A 20,602-nucleotide genomic window follows, 5' to 3' on the forward strand; every position below is an offset into this window, starting at 1 on the left:
CCTCTGCTTAATCAATAGCGGCCAGGCCGACGCTTCCATCATCTAGGTGGCATGACAACCGCTGCCCAGCCCCCGCTCCTGCGTGACCCGTCCTTCAGAAACCTCTACCTGGCGTCGGCGGTCAGCCAGTTCGGTACCCAGGTCGGCTACGTGGCGATGCCCCTGCTCGCGGTGCTCGCCCTCGACGCGGGGCCCGGTGAAGTGGGACTGCTCAGCGCCCTCACCACCATCACCGTGCTCGTGCTGGGCCTGCCCGCCGGAGCATGGGTGGACCGGGTCAGGCGCCGCCCGGTGATGGTCGCGGCGGACCTGGTCCGCGCCGCGCTTCTGGCGTCGGTGACGGTCACGTGGTGGCTGGACGCTCTCACGATGACCCAGCTGTACGGCGTCGCCGTCGCGACCGGAGCCGGCACGCTCTTCTTCGACGTCGCCTCGCAGAGCACGGTCCCGCACCTGGTCGGCCGGGACCGGCTCACCGCCGCGAACTCGGTGCTCGTCGGCACGAACGCGGCGATGGACGTGGGCGGCAGAAGCTCCGCCGGAGTGCTGGTGGCTCTCGCGGGTGCGCCGGTGGCGATCCTGCTCGACGCGCTCACCTACCTGTGGTCGGCCGTGTGGCTGTGCCGGATCAGCAAGCCGGAACCCGCGCCCGCCCCCGTACCCGGCGAGCGGCTCGGGCGGCGGATCGGCGAGGGGGTGCGGTTCCTCTTCGGCAACCGGGTCCTCACCGCCATCGCGGCGCAAGGCGGCATGACGAACCTCGCCTTCCCGCTCTGCTCGGCGCTGCTGCCCGTGCTGCTCGTCGACGAGCTCGGGCATCCCGCCTGGGTGCTCGGGGCCTACCTCGCCGCCGGCGGGCTCGGTGTGCTGGCCGGTTCCTCGACGGCTCACCTGATCGGCCGCCGGTTCGGCCACGGGCGTGCCGTGTGGATCGCCGGCCTGGCCACCGCGCCGTTCGCGCTTCTGGTGCCGTTCGCCGGCTGGAGCGTCTGGATCTCGGCGGCCGCGTGGAGCGTCGTGTGCTTCCGGACGGGGGTGAACAACGTGCTGCTCGTCAGCTTCAGGCAGAAGGTCACGCCCGACCCGATGCTCGGCAGGATGAACGCCACCATGCGCCTGATCCTCATGGGCGCGGTCGGCGTCGGCGGTCTGCTGGCGGGCCTTCTCGGCGAGGTCTGGGGCATCGGGACGGCGATGTGGGCGGGCGCGGCGATCATGGCGCTCAGCTGGACACCGATCTGGCTCAGCCCACTCCGCCACGAGGTCTGACGCATGCCGCCGGAGCAGGCGCGCGGGCGGGCGATGCGCTAGCTCCCGCCGTCGTCCGCCGTCCCGCACTCCACGTCAGCGGCGGGCAGGCGCCCCTCCAGCAGGTACGCGTCCACCGCCTCGTTGACGCAGCGCGCACCGCTCCTGTAGGCGGTGTGCGCGTGACCGCGCAGCGTGACCAGCACCGAGCCGGACGAGGACTTCTTCTGGAGCGGGTACACCCGGCTCTTCGTGCTGGTCAACACGGCCTTCTTCTCCGTCGTCGCGAGCGTGGACGAGCTGATGCACCTGACGGCGGCGCGTTCGCTCGGCGCGCCGGCCAGGATCGGGTTCGGCACCAGGCTGCACTACCTCGTCGTGCGGACCGACGTCACCGCCATCTGGGGGGTTCCGCGGCGGCACCGGTACCGGGTCTATCTGGCCGGGATGGCCTCCGACGTCCTCCTCATCGCGACGATGACGCTCGCGGTCGCGTACCTGCCGCTGTCCGGCCCGGTCGAGGCGCTGCTCCGGGCCTTCACGCTGACCACGCTGCTGTGCCTGCGGCTCCGGGCTCAGATCTCCATGCGGACCGACCTCTACTTCGTGCTCCGCGACCTGCTGCGGTGCAAGGACCTGTTCGGCGACGGTCTCCGCTATGCCCGGTATCTGCTCGCCAGGGCGGCCGCCCCGTTCAGGAGGCCAGCCTCGCCGGTCATCGACCCCACCGGTGAACTCGCCCCGCACGAGCGGCGCGCGGTCAGGATCTACGCCGTCGCCCTCGGTGACGTTCGTCCGTACCCACCGCCGCGTGACCGCCCCGGCCGTCCCCTGGGAAGCGCCGAGCCCGGCCGATCAGCGTGATCGGCCGGGCTCGCCGGTGGGTGTGGATCAGGCCAGGTCGAAGCGGTCGAGCTCCATGACCTTGGTCCAGGCCGCGACGAAGTCCGTCACGAACTTCTCGCGGGCGTCGTCGCTCGCGTAGACCTCGGCGAGGGCGCGCAGCTGCGAGTTGGAGCCGAAGACGAGGTCGACCGGGGTGGCGGTCCACTTCAGCTCGTCCGTGGCCGCGTCGCGGATCTCGTAGACGTTCTCCTCCGACTCCGACGCCTTCCACCGGGTGCCCGGGGAGAGCAGGTTGGCGAAGAAGTCGTTGGTGAGCACGCCGGGCCGGTCGGTGAAGACGCCGTGCGGGGCGCCGCCGTGGTTGGCCCCGAGGGAGCGCAGGCCGCCGACGAGGACGGTCATCTCCGGCGGGGTCAGGTCCAGCATGTACGCCCGGTCGACGAGCAGCACCTCGGGCTGCGTCTTCTCGCCGGCCCGCACGTAGTTGCGGAACCCGTCGGCGCGCGGCTCCAGGACGCTGAAGGACTCGACGTCCGTCTGCTCCTGGGAGGCGTCGGTGCGGCCCGGGTGGAACGGCACCGTCACGGCCACGCCGGCGTCCTGGGCCGCCTTCTCGACCGCGGCCGAGCCGCCCAGCACGATCAGGTCGGCCAGCGAGATCTTCGCGCCGCCGGCCTCGTTGAACTTGCGCTGGATGTTCTCGAGGACGGGCAGGACCGTCGCGAGCTGCTCGGGCTGGTTGACCTCCCAGTTGCGCTGCGGCTCCAGGCGGATGCGGGCGCCGTTGGCGCCGCCGCGCTTGTCGGTGGAGCGGAAGCTCGCGGCCGAGGCCCAGGCGGTGGTGACGAGCTGGGCGACCGTGAGGCCGGACCCCAGGATCTGCTCCTTGAGCGCGGCCACGTCGGCGTCGCTGACGAGCTCGTGGTCGACGGCCGGCACCGGGTCCTGCCACAGCTGGGGCTCGGCGACCCACGGCCCGAGGTAGCGGCTGACCGGGCCCATGTCGCGGTGCAGCAGCTTGTACCAGGCCTTGGCGAAGGCGAGCTGGAACTCGTCCGGGTTGTTGAGGAAGCGGAGCGAGATCTCGCGGTAGATCGGGTCGACGCGCAGCGACAGGTCGGTCGTCAGCATCGTCGGCTTGTGCTTCTTCGCCGGGTCGAAGGGGTCGGGGATGATCTCCTCGGCGTCCTTGGCGACCCACTGCTTGGCCCCGCCGGGGCTCGTGGTGAGCTCCCACTCGTAGCCGAAGAGGATCTCGAAGAAGCGGTTGCTCCACTGGGTCGGCACGTCGGTCCAGGTGACCTCCAGGCCACTGGTGATCGTGTCGGCGCCCTTGCCGCTGCCGTGCGTGCTCAGCCAGCCGAGGCCCTGCGCCTCCAGCGGCGCGCCCTCCGGCTCGGGGCCCACGTGGTCGTCGGCGACGCCGGCGCCGTGGGTCTTGCCGAAGGTGTGGCCGCCGGCGATGAGGGCGACGGTCTCCTCGTCGTTCATCGCCATCCGGCCGAAGGTCTCGCGGATGAAGTGCGCCGCGGCGGCCGGGTCGGCGTTGCCGCGCGGGCCCTCCGGGTTGACGTAGATGAGGCCCATCTCGGTGGCCCCGACCTCCGGCAGCATCTCGCTCTCGGAGACGTAGCGCTCGTCGCCGAGCCAGGCGTCCTCGGGACCCCAGAAGATCTCCTCGGGCTCCCAGACGTCCTTGCGGCCGAAGCCGAAGCCGAAGGTCTTGAAGCCCATCGACTCCAGGGCGACGTTGCCGGCGAGCACGAGCAGGTCGGCCCACGAGATCTTCTGGCCGTACTTCTTCTTGACCGGCCACAGCAGGCGGCGGGCCTTGTCGAGGTTGGCGTTGTCGGGCCAGCTGTTGAGCGGGGCGAAGCGCTGCCCGCCGTCACCGGCGCCGCCGCGGCCGTCGTGGATGCGGTAGGTGCCCGCGGCGTGCCAGCTCATGCGGATCATCAGACCGCCGTAGTGGCCGAAGTCGGCCGGCCACCAGTCCTGCGAGGTGGTGAGCGTCTCGGCGATGTCGCGCTTGAGCGCCTCGACGTCGAGCTTCTCGAACTCCTTGGCGTAGTCGAAGTCCTGCCCCAGAGGGTTGCTCTTGGACGAGTGCGCGCGCAGCACCGAGAGGTCGAGCTGGTTGGGCCACCAGTCGCGGTTCGTGCGCGGCCGGCCGTGCCGCTTCGCGTCCGGCGAGTCGATCGCCGGGTTCTCGCTCTCGCTGCCGTGCGAGGTCACCGAGTCGTGCGCCACCGGGCAGCCGGCCGCTTCCTTGCGGTCCACGCCCTGCGCGCTCGATGGCCTGTTGTCCTGCGTGTCGCTCATCTATTTCCTTCCGAACTGCCAAATCACTGGGCACTGCGTTGGTTCGTACAGTCGGGGCAGGTGCCCCAGTAGACGACCTCCGCCTCGTCGATCACGAAGCCCTGGTCGTCCGAGGCGGTGAGACAAGGGGCCTCGCCGACGGCGCAGTCGACGTCCGCGATCATGCCGCAGGAGCGGCACACGAGGTGGTGGTGGTTGTCCCCCACCCGCAGCTCGTAGCGGGCCGCCGCGCCGGCGGGTTCGATGCGCCGCACCAGGCCGGCCGTGGTGAGTGCGCGGAGCACGTCGTAGACCGCCTGGTGGGAGACCCTGGGGAGCTCGGCCCGCACCAGGGAGATCACCGTGTCGGTGTCGACGTGAGCATGGTCGCGCAGCGCCCCGAGCACTGCCAGCCGCGGCCGGGTCACGCGCAGCGAGGCCGCTCGGAGCTGTGCCTCGAAGTCGGACGCCATGCGCACAACATAGCCCCCTAAACTGGAGTAGTTCAAGTTTCGAGGTGTGTCGGCGACACGACTTTTACCGGGAGCGGAATGTCGGGAACGGCCTCTACGGTGACGGCATGACTCACGACGACCCCTGGTGGGAGCCGCCGGTCGCCGGCACCGAGGCCGAACACCTCGTCGGCGCGCTCGACCGCCTGCGCGCGACCTTCCGGTGGAAGGCCGACGGCCTCGACGCCGCCGGGCTGCGAGCCCGCGCCGGCGCCTCGTCCCTGACGCTGGGCGGCCTGCTCAAGCATCTCGCGTTCGTCGAGGACCACATGTCCGGCCCCCGGCTGAGCGGCGCGACGCTGGGCCCGCCCTGGGACGCCGCCGACTGGGCGGCCGACCCCGGCTGGGACTTCACCTCGGCCGCCGCCGACCGCCCCGAGGATCTGTACGCGCTCTACGACGCCGCCGTCGAGCGCTCGCGGGCGCGGGTCGGCGAGGCGCTGGCCGCCGGCGGGCCCGGCCTGCTCGTCCACCTCGCCTGGCCGGACGGGCGCCGGCTCAGCCTGCGCCGGCTGATCTGCGACCTGATCGAGGAGTACGGGCGGCACACCGGCCACGCCGACCTGCTGCGCGAGGCGGTGGACGGGGTGACCGGCGAGGACCCGCCGCCCTGCTGGCGGCCGGTCTCGGGAGCGCCGACGGGCACGTGATCAGTAGTCGATGAACGCGTACAGGGCCAGGTGGTTCGACTTGGTGCCGCTCACGGTGTGGTCGACGCCGGACGGCCGCACGGCGCCCTTGACGAACAGGTAGTCGATCTTCCTGGACCCCATGGTCGGCTTCGCGCCGTAGCCGGTCATGCCGAGGCCGGACAGGGCGGTGCGGGCGATGCCGGTGCGGTTGGCGTCGACGCCGAGCACGCGGACGGCCGAGGCGTTCATCAGGCTCGTGGCGTCCGCGCCGACGTGGATGCCGGTGCCGCCGATGCCGGTGGAGCCGGGGCCCGCGCAGGCGTTCGCGCCGTTCTGCTCCGGCAGGTGCATGGTGGCGGCGAAGACCGCCGTCCCCGTCGCCCTGATCGTGAAGCGGGCCGCGATGGCGCTGGTGCGCTTCCACTTGTGGGTGTAGGCGCTGCCGTCGTCGTTGCTCGGCGGCTTGTAGAGCGTGCAGCCGGCGCCGCCGTCGTAGGCGGTGCCCGGCTTCAGCCAGCCCGCGCTCCAGTACTTCGACACGTCTCCGGCGGCGAGGCTGAGCGTGCGGGTGTTGTAGAGGATGCCGTTGGTCTGCTTCTTCTTCAGGTCGCCGAGCGCCTGGACGCTGCACTTGTGGCTGCCGCCCCACGGCTCGGGGTCGTCCCAGGCCACGATCGCCTTGTACGTGCCCGCGGGGTAGCCGAACTTGGCCGAGAGCTGGTCGGCGTAGGCGGTGGCCTGGCCGGTGCCGCGTACCTGCTGGACGATCAGCAGGTCGGGCGGACGGACGCCGCCGGTGCCGGTCCTTCCGTCGTCGTCGACCAGCATCGAGGTGAGGTGGTCGGGGCCTGAGACGCGGGTGCAGGTGCCGTCGGCGTTGTTGCGCACGAGGTTCTCGATGTTGTCGTTGTAGACCCGCAGGACCCGGTCGGCAGCGGCGGAGGCGGGCACGGAGGCGAGGGCGGGGGTGGTCGCGGTGAGCGTGACGGCGGAGGCGGCGGCGAGGATCGTCGCGCCGGAACGCCGGAGGGGGAACGCCATCCCCGCAATCTAGCGATGATCTTCGCATGGCGGACCCTTCTCCCACGGTTGACTTTGTCGCACCCTTTGTCTCACTATATTGAGACAAAGGGTGCGACAAAAGGAGCGGGTCATGACGGACGAGCGAACGGACGGGCAAGGGGTGCGCGTACGGCCGGCGGACGTGCGCCAGGCCGGGGACTGGCTGGCCCGGCACGGCCTGGGCGGGACGCCACCGACGCCGCTGCTCGCCGCGCGGCTGGCGGCGCGGACCCTGCTGGAGGCATGGGTACGCCGCGTCGACCGGCGGGCCGGGGCGGCCCTGGCCCGGCGGGCCGCCCATCCGGTGCAGCCCGGCTGGCGGGCGCTGCTCGGCCGCCCGTACGCGGTCTGCGCCGCGGCCACCCACGTGGCGGCGCTGGCGCTGGCCTGCGGCGCGCTCACGGTCGACGACGCCGCCGTCCGGAACGCGGCGCTCGTCCTGCTGGTCGCCCTGGCCGGCGTCGGCGCGATCGCCGTCCTGCAGGTACGCGACCTGCTGGCGCGGCCCGTCGTGGCCGAGGACGAGGCCTCGCTGACCGCCGACGTGATCATGCGGATCGAGGACGCGCGCGAGAGCACCGCGCCGGGCACGGTCTGGGCGCTGCCGATGGTGATGCTGTTCGGCACGGCGCCCGTCTGGTGGAGCGCCGCCGCGCTGGGCCTGGTGCTCCTGGGGCTGGCCGCCCTCGTCGCGGTCCAGGCCCGTACGCCCGGCAGCGCGGCGATGGCCCGGCGGATCGTGAGCCTCGGATGATCGTCATCGACGCGGGCTCGCCGGTGCCGCCGTTCGAGCAGCTGCGGGCCCAGCTCGCCGGGCAGATCCACGACCGGACGCTGGCCGTGGGGGCGCGGCTGCCGACCATCCGGCGGCTCGCGGCCGACCTGGGGCTGGCCGTGAACACGGTCGGCCGGGCCTACCGGGAGCTGGAGGAGGCGGGGCTGATCGAGACCCGGGGGCGGGCCGGGTCCTTCGTGACGGCGGCCGGCGAGGAGACGCGGGAACGCGCCCGCCGGGCCGCCGCCGACTACGCGGCCACGGTCGCCGCCCTCGGCCTCGGCGCGGAGGAGGCGCTGCGCATCGCCGAGGCCGCCCTCCGCTCCCCCGCGACCGGCGTCTCCACCAGCGCATCGTCCGGTCACGGATAATCCGCAGCGGGACGGCTTCGGTACCCTGGGGGCATGACCGCCATGGCGCCGGCCCGTACGGAGACCGACCTGTCGTTCCTGCTCGACCACACCAGCCACGTGCTGCGCTCCCGGATGGCGGCGGCGCTGGCCGAGATCGGCCTGACGCCGCGCATGCACTGCGTGCTGGTGCACGCGCTGGAGAAGGAGCGCACCCAGATCCAGCTCGCCGAGCTGGGCGACATGGACAAGACCACGATGGTGGTGACCGTGGACGCGCTGGAGAAGGCCGGGTACGCCGAGCGCCGCCCGTCGAGCACCGACCGGCGGGCGCGCATCATCGCGGTCACCGAGAAGGGCGAGGCCGTCGCCCGGCGCAGCCAGGAGGTCGTGGACGACGTGCACCGCGACGCCCTGCGGACGCTGCCGGACGACGAGCGCGAGGTGCTGGTCCGCGCCCTGAACCGCCTGGTAACCGGCCATCTGGCCACGCCCGTCGAGGGCCCGGGGCAGACCCGCAGGGCACGGGAGCGCGCAAAGTAGGTCCGAAGAGGATCGTCTACAACAAAACTATCTGCTACGGTCTCACCTGTCGACGAGACGGGAGAGACCTGTGCCGCATGTACGCGACTCGCGCTGGACAGCCCTCGGAGTGCTGTCCGCGACGGGACTGATGACCATCCTTGACGGCAGCATCGTGACGGTCGCGATGCCGGCCATCCAGCAGGACCTGGGCTTCTCGCCCGCCGGTCTGAGCTGGATGGTCAACGCCTACCTGATCCCCTTCGGAGGGCTGCTGCTGCTGGCCGGGCGGCTCGGCGACCTGATCGGGCGGCGGGCGATGTTCCTGGCCGGGAACGCGATCTTCACCGCCGCCTCCCTGCTGGCGGGCCTGGCCACCGGCCCCGGCATGCTCATCGCCGCCCGCTTCCTGCAGGGCGTGGGCAGCGCGCTGGCGAGCGCCGTGGTGCTGGGCATCCTGGTGACGTTGTTCGCCGCGCCGGCCGAACGGGGCAAGGCGATCGCGATCTTCAGCTTCACCGGGGCGGCCGGCGCGTCCATCGGGCAGGTCCTGGGCGGGGTGCTCACCGACGGCCTGAGCTGGCCTTGGATCTTCCTCGTCAACGTGCCGATCGGCGTGGCCACCATGGCGCTCGCGCTGCGCGCCCTGCCCGCCGACCGGGGGGCGGGGCTGCGGGCCGGCGCGGACGTCCTCGGCGCGGCGCTGGTCACCAGCGGCCTGATGCTGGGCATCTACGCGGTGGTCAAGGTGGAGGAGCACGGCTGGCTGTCGGCCCACACGCTCGGCCTCGGCGCGCTCTCGCTGGGCCTGCTCGGCGCGTTCACGGCGCGGCAGGCCACGGCCCGCACGCCGCTCATGCCGCTGCGGATCCTGCGCTCGCGCAACGTCGTCGGCGCCAACCTGACGCAGATGCTGGCCCTGTCCGGGATGTTCGCCTTCCAGGTCCTCGTCGCCCTCTACATGCAGCGGGTGCTCGGCTACGGGGCGCTGGAGACCGGGCTGGCGATGCTGCCGGCCGCGGTCGGCATCGGCTCGATCTCGCTGTTCGCCTCGGCCCGGCTGGCCGCCAGGTTCGGGGCCCGCGCCGTCCTGGTGACCGGGCTGGCGATGCTGGTGGCGGCCATGGCGCTGCTGTCCAGGACGCCGGTGGACGCCACGTACGCCGTCCACCTGCTGCCGCCCATGCTGCTGGTCTCGGGCGGCGGGCTGGTGCTGCCCGCGCTGGCCACGCTCGGCATGTCCGGGGCGCGCGAGAGCGACGCGGGGCTCGCCTCCGGGCTGTTCAACACCACGCAGCAGGTGGGCATGGCGGCCGGCGTCGCGGTGCTGTCCACGATGGCGGCCGGGCGCACCGGCGAACTGCTGGCCTCCGGGGCCTCGCAGGCGGCGGCGTTGACCGGCGGCTACCGGCTCGCGTTCGGCATCGCGGCCGGGCTGCTGGTGGCGGGCCTGGCGGTGGCGGTGACCGTCCTGCGCCGCCCCGCCCCGGCGGAGGCGGCGGAGGGGAACGCTCCCGATGGCCGGCCGGCGGCGAGCGCGGCGCGGTAGCCGGGCGCGGCCGGCCCGGCGCCGGCCAGGCGGGCCGTGCGGGGACGCGCCAACAAGGGACTTTGGTCCCTACCGGCGGCGGGGGCGGCTGCAGCAAGGTGACGGTGTGCCGTACCGATCCACCCAGCCCAGACCTGTCAGCCGCCCACTGTCCCGGCCGGAGGGCCTGCGCCTGCTCGGCAACGTGACCTTCGGCAGGATCGTGTTCATCAGCCGGGCCCTGCCGGGCATCCGGCTGGTCAGCCACGTCATGGACGGCGAGGACGTGCTCGTCGGCCTCCCTGAGGACTGCGCGGTCGTCTCGCTGCTCTCCCAGGTCACGCCGGTCGTCTACGAGGCGGACGTGCTGGACACGGCGACCCGCCACGGGTGGAGCATCGTGCTGACCGGCCGCGCCGGGCTGGTGGAGAACGACGAGGAGATCGCCCGCGCCCTGCGCCTGCTGCGGCCGTGGCCGGGCGAGGAGATCGGCGTGGTCGTCCGGATCCATCCCGAGCTGGTCACCGGCACCCGCATCGAGGACGGCCCCTGACCCGCGCTCCCAGCCCCTGACGGGCCGGACGCCGGGCGTGGGCGGCACCGGGACGCTGGACGAGGCGACCGAGATCCTGGAGCTGAAGAAGCACGGCCACACCGACAAGCCGGTCGTGCTGCTGAACACGGCCGGCTTCTACGACGGGCTGAAGCTGCAGTTCCAGCGCATGGAGGACGAGGGCTTCCTGCCGCGCCCGCTCACCGAGCTGATGTTCTTCGCCGAGGAGCCGGTCGGCGCGATGGCCTACCTGGAGGAGACGTTCGGCGTCCGGTGAGCGGGCGGCGCCGGGTTCAGCCGAGGAAGGCGAGCTCCTCGGCGGACAGCCGGAGCGCTCCGGCGGCGACGTTCTCGGCGAGGTGGCCGGGGTCGCCGGTGCCCGGGATGGCGAGGACGTGCGGGCCCTGCGCGAGCGTCCAGGCGAGCCGGACCTGCGCCGGCGTCGCCCCGTGGGTCCGGGCGACGGCGAGCACCCGCTCGTCCTCGGCCGCCCGCGCGCCCTCCTCCCGGCCCTCGCCCGCGATGGCGAAGAACGGCACGTACGCGACGCCCTGCTCGCCGCACGCGCGCAGCAGCTCCCGCTCGGCGGCCGGGGCGCCGATGCCGAAGGCGTTCTGGACGCAGGCGACGGGCGCGACGGCGCGGGCCTCGGCCAGGTGCGCCGCGGTGGCGTTGGAGAGCCCGAGGTGCCGGACGAGCCCGGCCTCGCGCAGCTCGGCGAGCGCGCCGAAGTGCTCGGCGAGCGGCGCGTCCCTCCGGCTCGGCGGGACGCGCAGGTTCACCAGGTCGAGGTGGTCGCGGCCGAGCTGGCGCAGGTTCTCCTCGACCTGGCCGCGGAGCTGCTCGGGCCGGGCCCACCACCACTCGCCGGACGGGTCGCGGCCCGGCCAGACCTTTGTGGCGATCACCAGGCCGTCCGGGTAGGGGGCGAGCGCCCGGTTGATCAGCTCGTTGGCCGAGAGGAGGGGCGAGAAGTAGAAGGCGGCGGTGTCGAGGTGGTCGACGCCGAGCTCGACCGCGCGGCGCAGCACGGCGATCGAGCGTTCGCGGCGGGCCGCCGCCGTCGTGCTCGCGTCGGGGCCGAAGGCGGCGCGGCCGGTCAGGCGCATCGCGCCGAACCCGATCCGGTTGACGGGCAGCTCGCCGCCGAGCCGCCATCTTCCGGCGGTGTTCAGTGGAGTGGACATGAAAAAAGCCTCCCCGGGCTGCGGATTTGGCTCCGGCCGGAAAGGCTTGACGTCTTCGGAGATCATAGCAGGTTCCGCGCGGGCGAGTGGGCCTGGCCGGGCGGGGCAGGCGCAGGGGTCCTTTCCGCATCGAAGGACCCCCCAATGGACAGCCCGCGTACCGCAGCGGTCCGCTGACCCCTCGCCCGTCCTGGAACGGGATGGAACACGCTGGAACGCCCCCGTTGAGTAGCGAGAGGAACCACTACGCGACGGGGGCACCACCATGCACAGGAACATCCGCATCGCCGCGGCGATCTCGGCGGCGGCGCTGGTCGCCGTCTCGGCGGCGAGCGTCCCGGCTCAGGCGGCCGGGCCGCTCGTGCTGTTCCAGGACAGCGGCTTCGGCGGCACGTCCTGGTCGTTCACGGCGACCAACGGCAACATCTCGGGCGCCGGGGGCGACCGGGTGAGCGCCATCGTCAACCAGGACGTCAACGCGTGGGTCGTGTACCAACACGACACCTACCGCGGCAGGGCGTACTGCATCCTGCCCGGCCAGAGTCTCTACGACCTGCACGAGCAGCAGTGGCAGTTCGGCGACACCATCTCGTCCGTGCGCCGCCGCCCGGACGGGACCTGCCACGACAACCCGATGTTCATGTCCCCCTGACGGGGGTCAGGCGGCCAGCCGTTCGACGGCGAAGGCCGTGAGGAACCCCACGGTGGTGATGAGGCCGGTCAGGAGATGAGCGTCCTCGAACGCCTCGGGGATCATCGTGTCGGCGACCATCGCGAGGATGGCCCCGGCCGCCACGCCCATGATGACGGCGACGGCGGCCGGGGAGGCCGACTCCAGCGCGAGGTTGCCGAGCAGCGCGGCCAGGCCGCCGGCGAGGGCGATACCGCCCCAGATGCCGAAGACGTAGCCGGGGCCGCGGCCGGCCCGCTTCATGCCGGCGGCGCTGGACAGGCCCTCCGGGATGTTCGAGATGAAGACGGCGGCGACCACGGCGAGACCGACGTCACCGCCGCCGAGCAGCGACAGCCCGAGCACCACGGACTCGGGCACCCCGTCGAGCAGGGCGCCGACGGCGATCGCCGCGCCGCTGCCCTGGACGTCGGCCTCGCTCGGCTGCTGCCCGCCGGAGCGTTTGCGGTGGCGGGCGCCGTGCCGGGCGAGCAGCGCGTTGGCGGCGACGTACGCGCACGCGCCGCCGAGGAAGCCGGCCGCGGTCGGCAGGAGCCCGCCGGTGCGCTCGGCCTCGTCCAGCAGCTCGAACGACAGCGCGGCGATGAGCACGCCGGCGCCGAAGGCCATGATCGTGGCGATCGCGCGCGGCGGGATGCGGCGGAACCAGGCGATCGCGGCCCCGATGAGCAGCGCGCCTCCGGCGAGGGCACCCCAGAGTCCCGCCTCCAGCCAACCGGGCATCACCGCACCTCCGAAACGCGCACCCCACGATCCTCGCATCCGCCCCGCCGCGCCGGGCGCGTCCCCGCGGACGGGACCGTGCGGATCGCACTGAAGCGCCGGGATCATCAGGCGTTCCGCCTATTCCCGTGACGGTCGAGGGAATTTAGCGTCTTCTCCCGTACCAGGCAGACGGAAAGGGGAGGAGATGACCGACATGACGGGTACGGCGACGCGAGACGGCGCGCCGTCCGACGACGGGCTGGCGCGCGACGACTACGCCCTGGGACGGGTCCCGCAACAGGCCCGCTACGGCTGGCTCACCGTGGCGGTCCAGCGGTTCGGCATGTTGTCGGCGCTGTCGCAGTTCCTGCTCGGCGCCACCCTGGGCATGGGCATGCGCTTCTGGGACGCCGTGCTCGCCATCACCCTCGGCGCGGTCATCCTGGAGGTGGTGGCCATCGCCATCGGCGTCGCCGGCATGCGCGAGGGCCTGTCCACCACCGTCCTCGCCCGCTGGGCGGGATTCGGCCGCTACGGCTCCGGGCTCATCGGCGTGGTGATCGCGGTGTGCCTGCTCGGTTGGTTCGGCGTGCAGTCCGCCGTCCTCGCGCAGGGGCTCGCCTCGCTCCTCGGCGGCCCCCCGTTATGGGCGTGGGCGATCCTCGCCGGGCTCGCCATCACCGCGATCGTGGTGCACGGCTTCGCCGGCATGGCCTGGACCGCGTGGATCACCGTTCCCGCCTTCCTCGCCCTGGCCGGCTGGGCCATCGCGGTCGAGCTGGGCAGGCAGGACCTGGGCGCCCTGGTGGCCTCCGCGCCGCCCGGCCCGGCCCTGAGCCTCGCTCAGGCGACGACCATCGTGGCGGGCGGGTTCATCGTCGGCGCGGTCATCTCGCCGGACATGACCCGGTGGAACCGCAGCGCCGCCGACGTCGTCAAGCAGACCGTCCTCGGCATCACGCTCGGCGAGTACGTGATCGCCCTGGTCGGCGTGCTGCTGGCGCACGCGCTGCGCACCGGCGACGTGATCGCCATCGTGACCACCACCTCCGGCGTCGCCGGCACGATCGTGCTCGTCACCGCCACGCTGAAGATCAACGACTGGAACCTGTACGCCGCCAGCCTCGGCACGACCAACGCCTTGCACACCGCGTTCGGGATGCGGACCAATCGCGCCCTCGTCACGGTCGCGCTCGGCGTCGTCGGCACCGGCCTGGCCGCCGCCGGCATCCTCGACCACCTCATCGGCTTCTTCACGCTGCTGGGCGTCGCCATCCCCCCGATCGCCGGGATCATGGTCGCCGAGTACTACGTGGTGCGCCGCTGGCGCGCCGAGCTCGACGCCTCCCGCGCCGCCGGTGAGCTGCCCGCGTCCGCGCCCGGCTGGGTCCCTGCCGCCCTGGTGATCTGGCTCGCGTCCTCCCTGGTGGGCCACTTCCTGGCGTGGGGCATCCCCGCGCTCAACGCGCTCCTCGTCGCGTTCGTCCTGTACGCCGTCGCGGGCAGGCTGCGGCTCACCGGCCCGGCCGCCCGCACCGCCACCCCTGCCTGACCGGAGACGGGAGGATCTCGTGCGTGTTGGGATCGACGTGGGGGGCACCCACACCGATGCCGTTCTCATGGCCGGCTCCACGGTGCTGGCCGAGGTCAAGGCCCCGACCACGGCCGACGTGACCGGGGGCATCGTCGCCGCGCTGCGTCGGCTGCTCGCCGGCGCCGTCGACCGGCCCGCCGTCGACCGGCCCGCTGTCGACCGGCCCGCTGTCGACCGGCCCGCTGTCGACCGGCGCAGCATCGACGCCGTCATGATCGGCACGACGCACTTCACCAACGCCCTGGTGACCGGCCGCCGGCTGGCGCCCACCGGGGTGGTGCGGCTGGCTCTGCCGGCGACGGCCGCCCTGCCGCCGCTGGTGGACTGGCCGGACCGGCTCATCGACGCGATCCGCCCGAGCGCCTTCCTGTGCCACGGCGGCCACGAGTTCGACGGCCGCCCGATCTCCCCGCTGAGACCGGACGAGCTCAAGCGCGTGGCCGCCGCCCTGGCCGGGAAGGAGATCGGCACCGTCGCCATCAGCTCGGTGTTCTCCCCCGTCAACGCCGAGCTGGAGGAGGCGGCGGCGGACATCCTGCTCGCCGAGCTGCCGCATCTGCACATCAGCCTCTCCCACCAGATCGGCCGGATCGGGCTGCTGGAGCGCGAGAACGCCACCATCGTCAACGCCTGCCTGCGGGAGCTGGCCGACGAGATCGTGGACGCCTTCGCCCAGGCGCTGGCGACGGTCGGGGTCAACGCGCCCCTCTTCCTGTCGCAGAACGACGGCACGCTCATGGACTCCGAGCACACCCGCCGCTATCCCGTACGGACGTTCGCCTCGGGGCCCACCAACAGCATGCGCGGCGCGGCGTTCCTGTCGGAGCTGAGCGACTGCGCCGTGGTGGACATCGGCGGCACCACCACCGACGTCGGCGTGCTCACCGGCGGCTATCCCCGGCAGGCGAGCGGCGAGGTGGACATCGGCGGCGTGCGGACGAACTTCCGCATGCCCGACGTGCTGTCCATCGGGCTCGGCGGCGGCAGCCGGGTCACCCGCGGGCCCGCGCCGCGGGTCGGCCCGGACAGCGTCGGCTTCCAGCTCACCGAGCAGTCGCTGGTGTTCGGCGGGGACGTGCTGACCGCGACCGACCTGGCCGTCGCCGCCGGATTGGCCGACATCGGCGACCCGTCGCTGGTGCGGGGCCTCGACCGTGACCTGGTCCGGCGCGGCGTCGCCTGGATGGCGACCGCGGTCGCCGACCTGGTCGAGCGCATGCGGATCAGCGCCGCGCCGCTGCCGGTGGTCATCGTGGGCGGCGGCAGCGTGCTGATGCCGTCCGACCTGCCCGGTGTCCCTTCGACGCACCGGCCCGAGCACCACGCCGTGGCCAACGCCATCGGCGCGGCGATCGGGCAGGTCGGCGGCGACGTCGACCGGCTGTTCGCGATCACGGCCGCCGTGACCCGCGAGGAGGTGCTGGAGCAGGCCCGGGCGGAGGCGATCGAGCGGGCCGTCTCGGCCGGGGCCGCGCCCGGCAGCGTGCGGATCGTGGACGTCAACGAGGTGCACGTGCCCTATCTGCCGGGCAACGCCGTCCGGGTGCGGGTCAAGGCGGTGGGCGACCTCGTCCTGCCGTCCGCGGCGTCCGTCGACGACGAACAGGAGCAGCAGTGGGCTACGAGCTGACCAGGCAGGGACTGCGCGACCTCGCCGAGGGCGCGGCCGTGCTGGGCACGGGCGGCGGCGGCGATCCGTACATCGGCCGGTTGCTGGTGGAGCGGCAGATCGAGGCCGGCCGCGCGGTGCGCGTCATCGGCGTGGACGAGCTGCCCGACGACGCGCTGGTGCTGCCGAGCGCGATGATGGGCGCCCCCACGGTGTTCGTGGAGAAGGCCCCGTCGGGGACGGGCAACGTGGCGGCGCTGCGGGCGCTGGAACGCCATCTGGGCCGTACGGCGGCGGCCACGATGCCGATCGAGTGCGGCGGGATCAACAGCATGATGCCGCTGCTGCTGGGCGCCCAGACCGGGCTGCCCGTGGTGGACGCGGACGGCATGGGCCGGGCCTTCCCCGAGCTGCAGATGGAGACGTTCGCGGTGTACGGGGTGCCGGGCTCGCCGATGTCGATCGCCTCCGACCACGGCGACCACGGCATCATCGAGGCCGTGGACAACCGGCGCATGGAGCGGCTGGCGCGGGCCATGACGGTGGAGATGGGCGGCGCCGCCTACATCTGCGACTACCCGATGGACGCGGCGACGGTGCGCAGGACGGCGATCCCGGGCACCCTCGCGCTGGCGATGCGGCTCGGCGCCGCGCTGCGCGCGGCCCGCGCCGAGCACGCCGACCCGTTCGAGCGGCTGACGGAGGCGCTCGCCGGCACCATCTACAGCCACGGCATCGTGCTGTTCGCCGGGAAGGTGATCGACGTCGACCGGCGCACGGTCGGCGGGTTCGCCCGCGGCACGGTGACCCTGGCGGCGAACGACGACCCGGCCGACGAGATGACGATCACGTTCCAGAACGAGCATCTGGTCGCCCGCAGGGGCGGGCGGGTCGCCGCGATCGTGCCCGACCTGATCTGCACCCTCGGCAGCGAGACCGGGCGGCCCGTCACCACGGAGGCGCTCGCCTACGGTCAGCGGCTGACGGTGTACGCGATCTCGACCCCGGGCATCATGCGCACGCCGGAGGCGCTGGCGTGCTTCGGGCCGGAGGCGTTCGGGCTGGGCGAGCCGTACGTGCCGGTCGAGCGGCTGACCTCCGGGCCGGGCTGACCGTCGTGGACCTCGCGGAGGACGACGTCGACGACCTCGCCGCCGGGGCGACCCTGCTGGGCTCCGGCGGCGGGGGCGACACCGCGATGGTGGCGGCCGTGCTGCGGCACGCGCTCGCCGCGAGTGGCCCCGTCCGGCTGGTCGACGCCGCCGGGCTCCCGCCCGGCGCGCTCGTCGTGCCGGTGGCGGCGACCGGCGGCATCACCGTCATGATCGAGCGGCTGCCGTCGGGCGAGGAGTTCGTGAACGCCGTCCGGTCGCTCGGCCGGCACGTCGGACGGCCGGTGACGGCCGTGCACGGCTTCGAGTGCGGCGGCGCCAACGCGCTGTTCGCCGTGGCCGCGGCCGTGTGGACCGGGCTGCCGCTGGTCGACGCCGACGGGATGGGCCGCGCCTACCCGCGCGTCGACCAGGTGACGTTCAACGCGGGCGGCCTCAGCGCCACGCCGGCCGCGCTGGCGGACCCGTCGGGCAACGAGCTGATCATCAGCGGCGCCCGGGACAACGCCGACGCCGAGCGCATGCTGCGCGCCGCGCTGCCCGCGCTGGGCGGCTGGGCCGCGACCGCGATCTACCCGATGCGGGCCGCCGACGCCGCGCGCTGCGGCATCGCCGGCTCGATCAGCGGAGCGGTCGCCCTGGGCCGGCGCCTGCGCGAGGCGCAGGGCGACCCGGGGGCCCGCGCCGGGATGCTCGCCGACCACGGGGCCGGGCTGCTGTTCACGGGCACGATCGTGGAAGTGCTCGGCCATCCCCGGCCGCGGACGGGAGGAGCGCTCACCGTCGAGCACCACGCCGACCCGCGCCGCACGCTCCGTGTCGAGTTCGCCGACGAGTATCTCCTCGCGATCGACGACGGCGAGATCACCGCGCAGGTGCCGGACATCATCGCCCTGCTGGACGGCCGGTCGTGGCGGCCTGTCGCGGCCGAGCACGTCACCGCCGGCCGGCACGTGGACGTGGTGCGCTTCCCGGCGCCCGCCGCCTGGTCGCGCCCAGCCGCCCGGCGGCTCGTCACGCCGGACGCGTTCGGCCTCCGCGTGCCCGGCCCCGGCCACGACGCGCTCCTGGCTTATCCTCCAGCATGAGCGTGATCACCGTCCGCGACCTGCTGAACGATCCGGTCTTCGCCGGGCACACCGTCCTCGGCGGCGCGGCGGGGCTCGACCAGGTGGTGCGCGGGGCGGCTCTCGTCCACACCGGCGAGGACCTCGGCCGCGTCCCCGCGGGCGCCGTCGCGGTCCTCGACGTCGGCGGCCACGCCGGGGTCAGCAGCCAGCACCTCGTGGAGGTGTTCTGCCGGCGGCTCCAGGGACGGGGCGGCCGCATGCTCGTCGTCGTCGGGCGGCTCGGAGCCGTCAGCATGTCCGCCGTCCGGCTCGCCGACCGGTTCGCGATGCCCGTCGTCGCCGTCGAGCCCGCCACGGTGCCCGGCTCCGCGCTGGCCGTCGCGGCGCGCGTCCTCGCGCTCGTCCACACCCCGGACCTGCTGTACGCGCGGGCGCTGGCCGCCGCCGCGCCCCGGCTGGCCACGGCGGACACGATCGGCAGGATCCTGTCCGTCGTCGGCGCCACGCTCAACGGCCGGGCGGCGCTGGTGGGCGCCGACGGCCGGATCGTCGCCGGCGGCCTCGGCAGGGCGCGGCCCGCCACGGTGGTACGCCACCCGAGCGTCGTGGCCGAGCGGCACGCCGGCCACGTGCTGGCCGCGTGCCCGGTCAGCGGCGCCGACCCTCAGGTGTGGCTGGCGTGCGAGGCGGAGCACGGCGGCCCGGCCTGGCAGGACGCGGCCCGCACGATCCTCATGGTGGCCGCGCCGGCGGTCGCGGCGTGGAGCGCGAGAGAGCTGCTGGCGGCCGAACGGGACCGGGCCAGGCTCGCCGGCCTGCTCGCCGAGCTGCTGCAGGTGGACCAGGCGTCCGGCCGGGTCCCCGGGCACGTCGTCGCGCGGGCCGCCCGCGCGGGCGTCAGCCTGGACGGCTGGCACCTCGGCATCCACGTCACCTGGCCCGACACGCACCCCGGCGGGGCGGGCGCCTACGCGGAGACCACCGCGAGCCTGCGGGCGGCCCTCGCCCGTGAGGGCTTCGAGGTGCCGATCTTCGACCGGGCGGGCGGCTGGTCGTTGTGGACGACGAGCCACGCCCGGCCGCCGCGGAGCGACATCGAGCGGTCCATGGGCCGGCTGCGCGACGGGCTGGCCCGCCACAACGCGGCGGGCGCGGGCCACGCCCACCACCTGCCGCTGGTCGCGGGCGTGGGCCGGCCCGCCGCCGGGCCGGGGGCGATCGCCGCCACACTGGCGCAGGCCCAGCAGGCGGCGGCGGCCGCCGCCAGGACCGGGCCGGGCGCGGTCGAGTGGATCGACGGCATGGGCCCGGAGCGGCTGCTCGCGGCGTGGTTCGCCGAGCCGGCGTTCCTGGAGTACGCGCGGCGGGTGCTCGCGCCGGTCCTCGCCGCCCCGGACGGCTCGACGCTGCTGGCGACGCTGGAGGGGTACCTCACGTGCAGTTCGTCGCCGACGGACACGGCCCGCCGGATGAACGTGCACCGCAACACCGTCACGCAGCGCGTCGCCGCGGTGGAGCGGCTGCTCGGCGGCCCGCTGGCCACGATGGACCGGCTCATGCTGCACCTCGCCTGCCGCTCCGTGCTCGCCTCCCGTCCTGGGCCGCCGGGGAGGGCTGGAGGCGCGGGCGGCGGGCAGGGGTGAGGGACGGGCGAGCGAACATCCGAGGTGGCGGCACATGGGCGAGGCGGCGGCGGAGTGCGAGCGGGTGGCGCGGGAGGCGCTCGGGCTGGAGGAGCTGCGTCCCGGCCGGCTCGCCGCCATGACGGCGCTGGCGGAGGGCCGCGACACGCTCGCGGTGATGCCGACCGGCAGCGGCAAGTCGGCGATCTACCAGGTGCCCGCGCTGTCGTACGGCCACGTTCGAGGCGCTGCGGGCGCGCGAGACGGAGTTCCTGTTCTGCGCGCCCGAGCCGAGGCCCTGGGCCGGCCGGTGATCGCGGCGCTCACCGCGACCGCCGCCCCGCCGGTGCGGGCGGAGATCGTCGAACGGCTGGGCATGCGCGACCCGGTGGAGCTCGTGCAGGGCTTCGACCGGCCGAACATCTCGCTGGAGGTCCGCAGGATGCTGGACGACCCGGCGCCGGAGATCGGCACGACCGGTTCATGGACGGCGGCCTGGAGGTGGTGGTCGCGACGAACGCGTTCGGGATGGGCATCGACAAGCCGGACGTGCGGTTCGTCTTCCACGCCGAGGTGGCCGCGGCGGTCGTGGCGGCCGGGCCGGGCGCCGGGCGCAAGGAGCTGCGCGAGCGTACGGGCCTGTCCCCGCGCCGCCTGACGGGCCTGCTCGACCTGCTGGAACG

22 protein-coding genes are annotated in these 20,602 nt (G+C 73.8%); 16 read left to right on the forward strand and 6 right to left on the reverse strand.

Annotated features, from left to right (window positions below; translation table 11 throughout):
* Positions 1-51 precede the first annotated feature (51 nt).
* Positions 52-1,269, forward strand: coding sequence for an MFS transporter (locus Nocox_RS23745; RefSeq protein ID WP_020540305.1), 1,218 nt, complete (start codon positions 52-54; stop codon positions 1,267-1,269).
* A gap of 38 nt (positions 1,270-1,307) precedes the next feature.
* On the opposite strand, the gene Nocox_RS23750 is transcribed toward Nocox_RS23745, so the two are convergent.
* Entirely contained in the window at positions 1,308-1,511 is a 204-nt protein-coding gene (locus Nocox_RS23750) for an alpha/beta hydrolase (protein WP_246649514.1), read from the reverse strand.
* Between Nocox_RS23750 and Nocox_RS23755 the strand changes: the two genes are divergently transcribed.
* Positions 1,501-2,112: a hypothetical protein gene (locus tag Nocox_RS23755; RefSeq protein ID WP_020540303.1), complete on the forward strand. Its 612-nt coding sequence runs from the start codon at positions 1,501-1,503 to the stop codon at positions 2,110-2,112. The two genes, Nocox_RS23750 and Nocox_RS23755, sit on opposite strands and share 11 nt — an antisense overlap.
* A 27-nt stretch (positions 2,113-2,139) precedes the next feature.
* Here the strand turns inward: Nocox_RS23755 and katG are convergent, their stop codons facing one another.
* The gene (katG, locus tag Nocox_RS23760; RefSeq protein ID WP_020540302.1) at positions 2,140-4,416 is read right to left on the reverse strand and encodes a catalase/peroxidase HPI; all 2,277 of its coding nucleotides are present in this window, start codon (positions 4,414-4,416) and stop codon (positions 2,140-2,142) included.
* Positions 4,417-4,439: 23 nt separating this feature from the next.
* Positions 4,440-4,868 (reverse strand): Fur family transcriptional regulator, encoded by a 429-nt coding sequence (locus tag Nocox_RS23765; protein ID WP_020540301.1) that lies wholly within the window; start codon positions 4,866-4,868, stop codon positions 4,440-4,442.
* A 107-nt stretch (positions 4,869-4,975) separates the two neighbouring features.
* On the opposite strand from Nocox_RS23765, the gene Nocox_RS23770 reads away from it, so the two are divergent.
* On the forward strand, positions 4,976-5,557 hold the full coding sequence (locus Nocox_RS23770) for a mycothiol transferase (RefSeq protein WP_020540300.1): 582 nt from the start codon (positions 4,976-4,978) through the stop codon (positions 5,555-5,557).
* Here Nocox_RS23770 and Nocox_RS23775 read toward each other — a convergent pair whose 3' ends face one another.
* Positions 5,558-6,580 (reverse strand): hypothetical protein, encoded by a 1,023-nt coding sequence (locus Nocox_RS23775; RefSeq protein ID WP_020540299.1) that lies wholly within the window; start codon positions 6,578-6,580, stop codon positions 5,558-5,560. It lies immediately after the preceding gene.
* Between the two features lie 112 nt (positions 6,581-6,692).
* Here Nocox_RS23775 and Nocox_RS23780 point away from each other — a divergent pair, with 112 nt between their 5' ends.
* The 6 genes from Nocox_RS23780 (at position 6,693) to Nocox_RS23805 (ending at position 10,606) form a co-directional block, all read left to right on the forward strand.
* A complete protein-coding gene (locus Nocox_RS23780; RefSeq protein WP_020540298.1) occupies positions 6,693-7,355 on the forward strand; it encodes a hypothetical protein in 663 nt (220 codons plus the stop codon).
* On the forward strand, positions 7,352-7,747 hold the full coding sequence (locus tag Nocox_RS23785) for a GntR family transcriptional regulator (protein ID WP_020540297.1): 396 nt from the start codon (positions 7,352-7,354) through the stop codon (positions 7,745-7,747). The genes Nocox_RS23780 and Nocox_RS23785 overlap by 4 nt, the downstream gene beginning before the upstream one ends.
* A gap of 33 nt (positions 7,748-7,780) precedes the next feature.
* On the forward strand, positions 7,781-8,269 hold the full coding sequence (locus Nocox_RS23790; protein ID WP_020540296.1) for a MarR family winged helix-turn-helix transcriptional regulator: 489 nt from the start codon (positions 7,781-7,783) through the stop codon (positions 8,267-8,269).
* Positions 8,270-8,399: 130 nt separating this feature from the next.
* A complete protein-coding gene (locus tag Nocox_RS23795; RefSeq protein WP_084685209.1) occupies positions 8,400-9,797 on the forward strand; it encodes an MFS transporter in 1,398 nt (465 codons plus the stop codon).
* Positions 9,798-9,903: 106 nt separating this feature from the next.
* The gene (locus Nocox_RS23800) at positions 9,904-10,329 is read left to right on the forward strand and encodes a pyridoxamine 5'-phosphate oxidase family protein (RefSeq protein ID WP_033407725.1); all 426 of its coding nucleotides are present in this window, start codon (positions 9,904-9,906) and stop codon (positions 10,327-10,329) included.
* Between the two features lie 37 nt (positions 10,330-10,366).
* Positions 10,367-10,606 carry an LOG family protein gene (locus tag Nocox_RS23805; protein WP_020540293.1) on the forward strand — a complete coding sequence of 80 codons (240 nt, stop codon included), beginning with the start codon at positions 10,367-10,369 and terminating at the stop codon, positions 10,604-10,606.
* 16 nt (positions 10,607-10,622) lie between these two features.
* Here the strand turns inward: Nocox_RS23805 and Nocox_RS23810 are convergent, their stop codons facing one another.
* Positions 10,623-11,516 carry an aldo/keto reductase gene (locus tag Nocox_RS23810; RefSeq protein ID WP_020540292.1) on the reverse strand — a complete coding sequence of 298 codons (894 nt, stop codon included), beginning with the start codon at positions 11,514-11,516 and terminating at the stop codon, positions 10,623-10,625.
* 265 nt (positions 11,517-11,781) lie between these two features.
* Between Nocox_RS23810 and Nocox_RS23815 the strand changes: the two genes are divergently transcribed.
* Positions 11,782-12,168, forward strand: a complete 387-nt coding sequence (locus Nocox_RS23815) for a beta/gamma crystallin-related protein (RefSeq protein ID WP_020540291.1) — start codon at positions 11,782-11,784, stop codon at positions 12,166-12,168.
* A 6-nt stretch (positions 12,169-12,174) separates the two neighbouring features.
* Here Nocox_RS23815 and Nocox_RS23820 read toward each other — a convergent pair whose 3' ends face one another.
* Positions 12,175-12,930: a ZIP family metal transporter gene (locus tag Nocox_RS23820; RefSeq protein ID WP_020540290.1), complete on the reverse strand. Its 756-nt coding sequence runs from the start codon at positions 12,928-12,930 to the stop codon at positions 12,175-12,177.
* A gap of 187 nt (positions 12,931-13,117) precedes the next feature.
* Between Nocox_RS23820 and Nocox_RS23825 the strand changes: the two genes are divergently transcribed.
* Genes Nocox_RS23825 through Nocox_RS43210 form a run of 6 tightly spaced genes read left to right on the forward strand, consistent with a single transcriptional unit; the run spans position 13,118 to position 20,577 of the window.
* Positions 13,118-14,464, forward strand: coding sequence for a purine-cytosine permease family protein (locus Nocox_RS23825; protein ID WP_020540289.1), 1,347 nt, complete (start codon positions 13,118-13,120; stop codon positions 14,462-14,464).
* A 19-nt stretch (positions 14,465-14,483) separates the two neighbouring features.
* Complete coding sequence (locus tag Nocox_RS23830; RefSeq protein ID WP_051112392.1) at positions 14,484-16,136, forward strand: hydantoinase/oxoprolinase N-terminal domain-containing protein; 1,653 nt, start codon at positions 14,484-14,486, stop codon at positions 16,134-16,136.
* Complete coding sequence (locus tag Nocox_RS23835; RefSeq protein ID WP_020540287.1) at positions 16,121-17,227, forward strand: S-methyl thiohydantoin desulfurase family protein; 1,107 nt, start codon at positions 16,121-16,123, stop codon at positions 17,225-17,227. The genes Nocox_RS23830 and Nocox_RS23835 overlap by 16 nt, the downstream gene beginning before the upstream one ends.
* Before the next feature lie 5 nt (positions 17,228-17,232).
* The gene (locus tag Nocox_RS23840; protein WP_020540286.1) at positions 17,233-18,315 is read left to right on the forward strand and encodes a DUF917 domain-containing protein; all 1,083 of its coding nucleotides are present in this window, start codon (positions 17,233-17,235) and stop codon (positions 18,313-18,315) included.
* Positions 18,312-19,940: a helix-turn-helix domain-containing protein gene (locus Nocox_RS23845; RefSeq protein ID WP_026213749.1), complete on the forward strand. Its 1,629-nt coding sequence runs from the start codon at positions 18,312-18,314 to the stop codon at positions 19,938-19,940. Before Nocox_RS23840 ends, Nocox_RS23845 begins: the two co-directional genes overlap by 4 nt.
* A gap of 34 nt (positions 19,941-19,974) precedes the next feature.
* Positions 19,975-20,577 carry a DEAD/DEAH box helicase gene (locus Nocox_RS43210; protein WP_246649515.1) on the forward strand — a complete coding sequence of 201 codons (603 nt, stop codon included), beginning with the start codon at positions 19,975-19,977 and terminating at the stop codon, positions 20,575-20,577.
* Positions 20,578-20,602: the final 25 nt, after the last annotated feature.

Origin of the sequence: Nonomuraea coxensis DSM 45129, assembly GCF_019397265.1 — a bacterium.
Classification (GTDB): Bacteria; Actinomycetota; Actinomycetes; order Streptosporangiales; family Streptosporangiaceae; genus Nonomuraea; species Nonomuraea coxensis.

Bases quoted from the DNA above. Each gene is read 5' to 3' on its own strand.
- Nocox_RS23745 (WP_020540305.1), top strand. From the start codon at position 52: ATGACAACCGCTGCCCAGCCCCCGCTCCTGCGTGACCCGTCCTTCAGA.
- katG (WP_020540302.1), bottom strand. From the start codon at position 4,416: ATGAGCGACACGCAGGACAACAGGCCATCGAGCGCGCAGGGCGTGGAC.
- Nocox_RS23765 (WP_020540301.1), bottom strand. From the start codon at position 4,868: ATGGCGTCCGACTTCGAGGCACAGCTCCGAGCGGCCTCGCTGCGCGTG.
- Nocox_RS23770 (WP_020540300.1), top strand. From the start codon at position 4,976: ATGACTCACGACGACCCCTGGTGGGAGCCGCCGGTCGCCGGCACCGAG.
- Nocox_RS23775 (WP_020540299.1), bottom strand. From the start codon at position 6,580: ATGGCGTTCCCCCTCCGGCGTTCCGGCGCGACGATCCTCGCCGCCGCC.
- Nocox_RS23780 (WP_020540298.1), top strand. From the start codon at position 6,693: ATGACGGACGAGCGAACGGACGGGCAAGGGGTGCGCGTACGGCCGGCG.
- Nocox_RS23785 (WP_020540297.1), top strand. From the start codon at position 7,352: ATGATCGTCATCGACGCGGGCTCGCCGGTGCCGCCGTTCGAGCAGCTG.
- Nocox_RS23790 (WP_020540296.1), top strand. From the start codon at position 7,781: ATGACCGCCATGGCGCCGGCCCGTACGGAGACCGACCTGTCGTTCCTG.
- Nocox_RS23795 (WP_084685209.1), top strand. From the start codon at position 8,400: ATGACCATCCTTGACGGCAGCATCGTGACGGTCGCGATGCCGGCCATC.
- Nocox_RS23810 (WP_020540292.1), bottom strand. From the start codon at position 11,516: ATGTCCACTCCACTGAACACCGCCGGAAGATGGCGGCTCGGCGGCGAG.
- Nocox_RS23815 (WP_020540291.1), top strand. From the start codon at position 11,782: ATGCACAGGAACATCCGCATCGCCGCGGCGATCTCGGCGGCGGCGCTG.
- Nocox_RS23820 (WP_020540290.1), bottom strand. From the start codon at position 12,930: ATGCCCGGTTGGCTGGAGGCGGGACTCTGGGGTGCCCTCGCCGGAGGC.
- Nocox_RS23825 (WP_020540289.1), top strand. From the start codon at position 13,118: ATGACCGACATGACGGGTACGGCGACGCGAGACGGCGCGCCGTCCGAC.
- Nocox_RS23845 (WP_026213749.1), top strand. From the start codon at position 18,312: ATGAGCGTGATCACCGTCCGCGACCTGCTGAACGATCCGGTCTTCGCC.
- Nocox_RS43210 (WP_246649515.1), top strand. From the start codon at position 19,975: ATGGGCGAGGCGGCGGCGGAGTGCGAGCGGGTGGCGCGGGAGGCGCTC.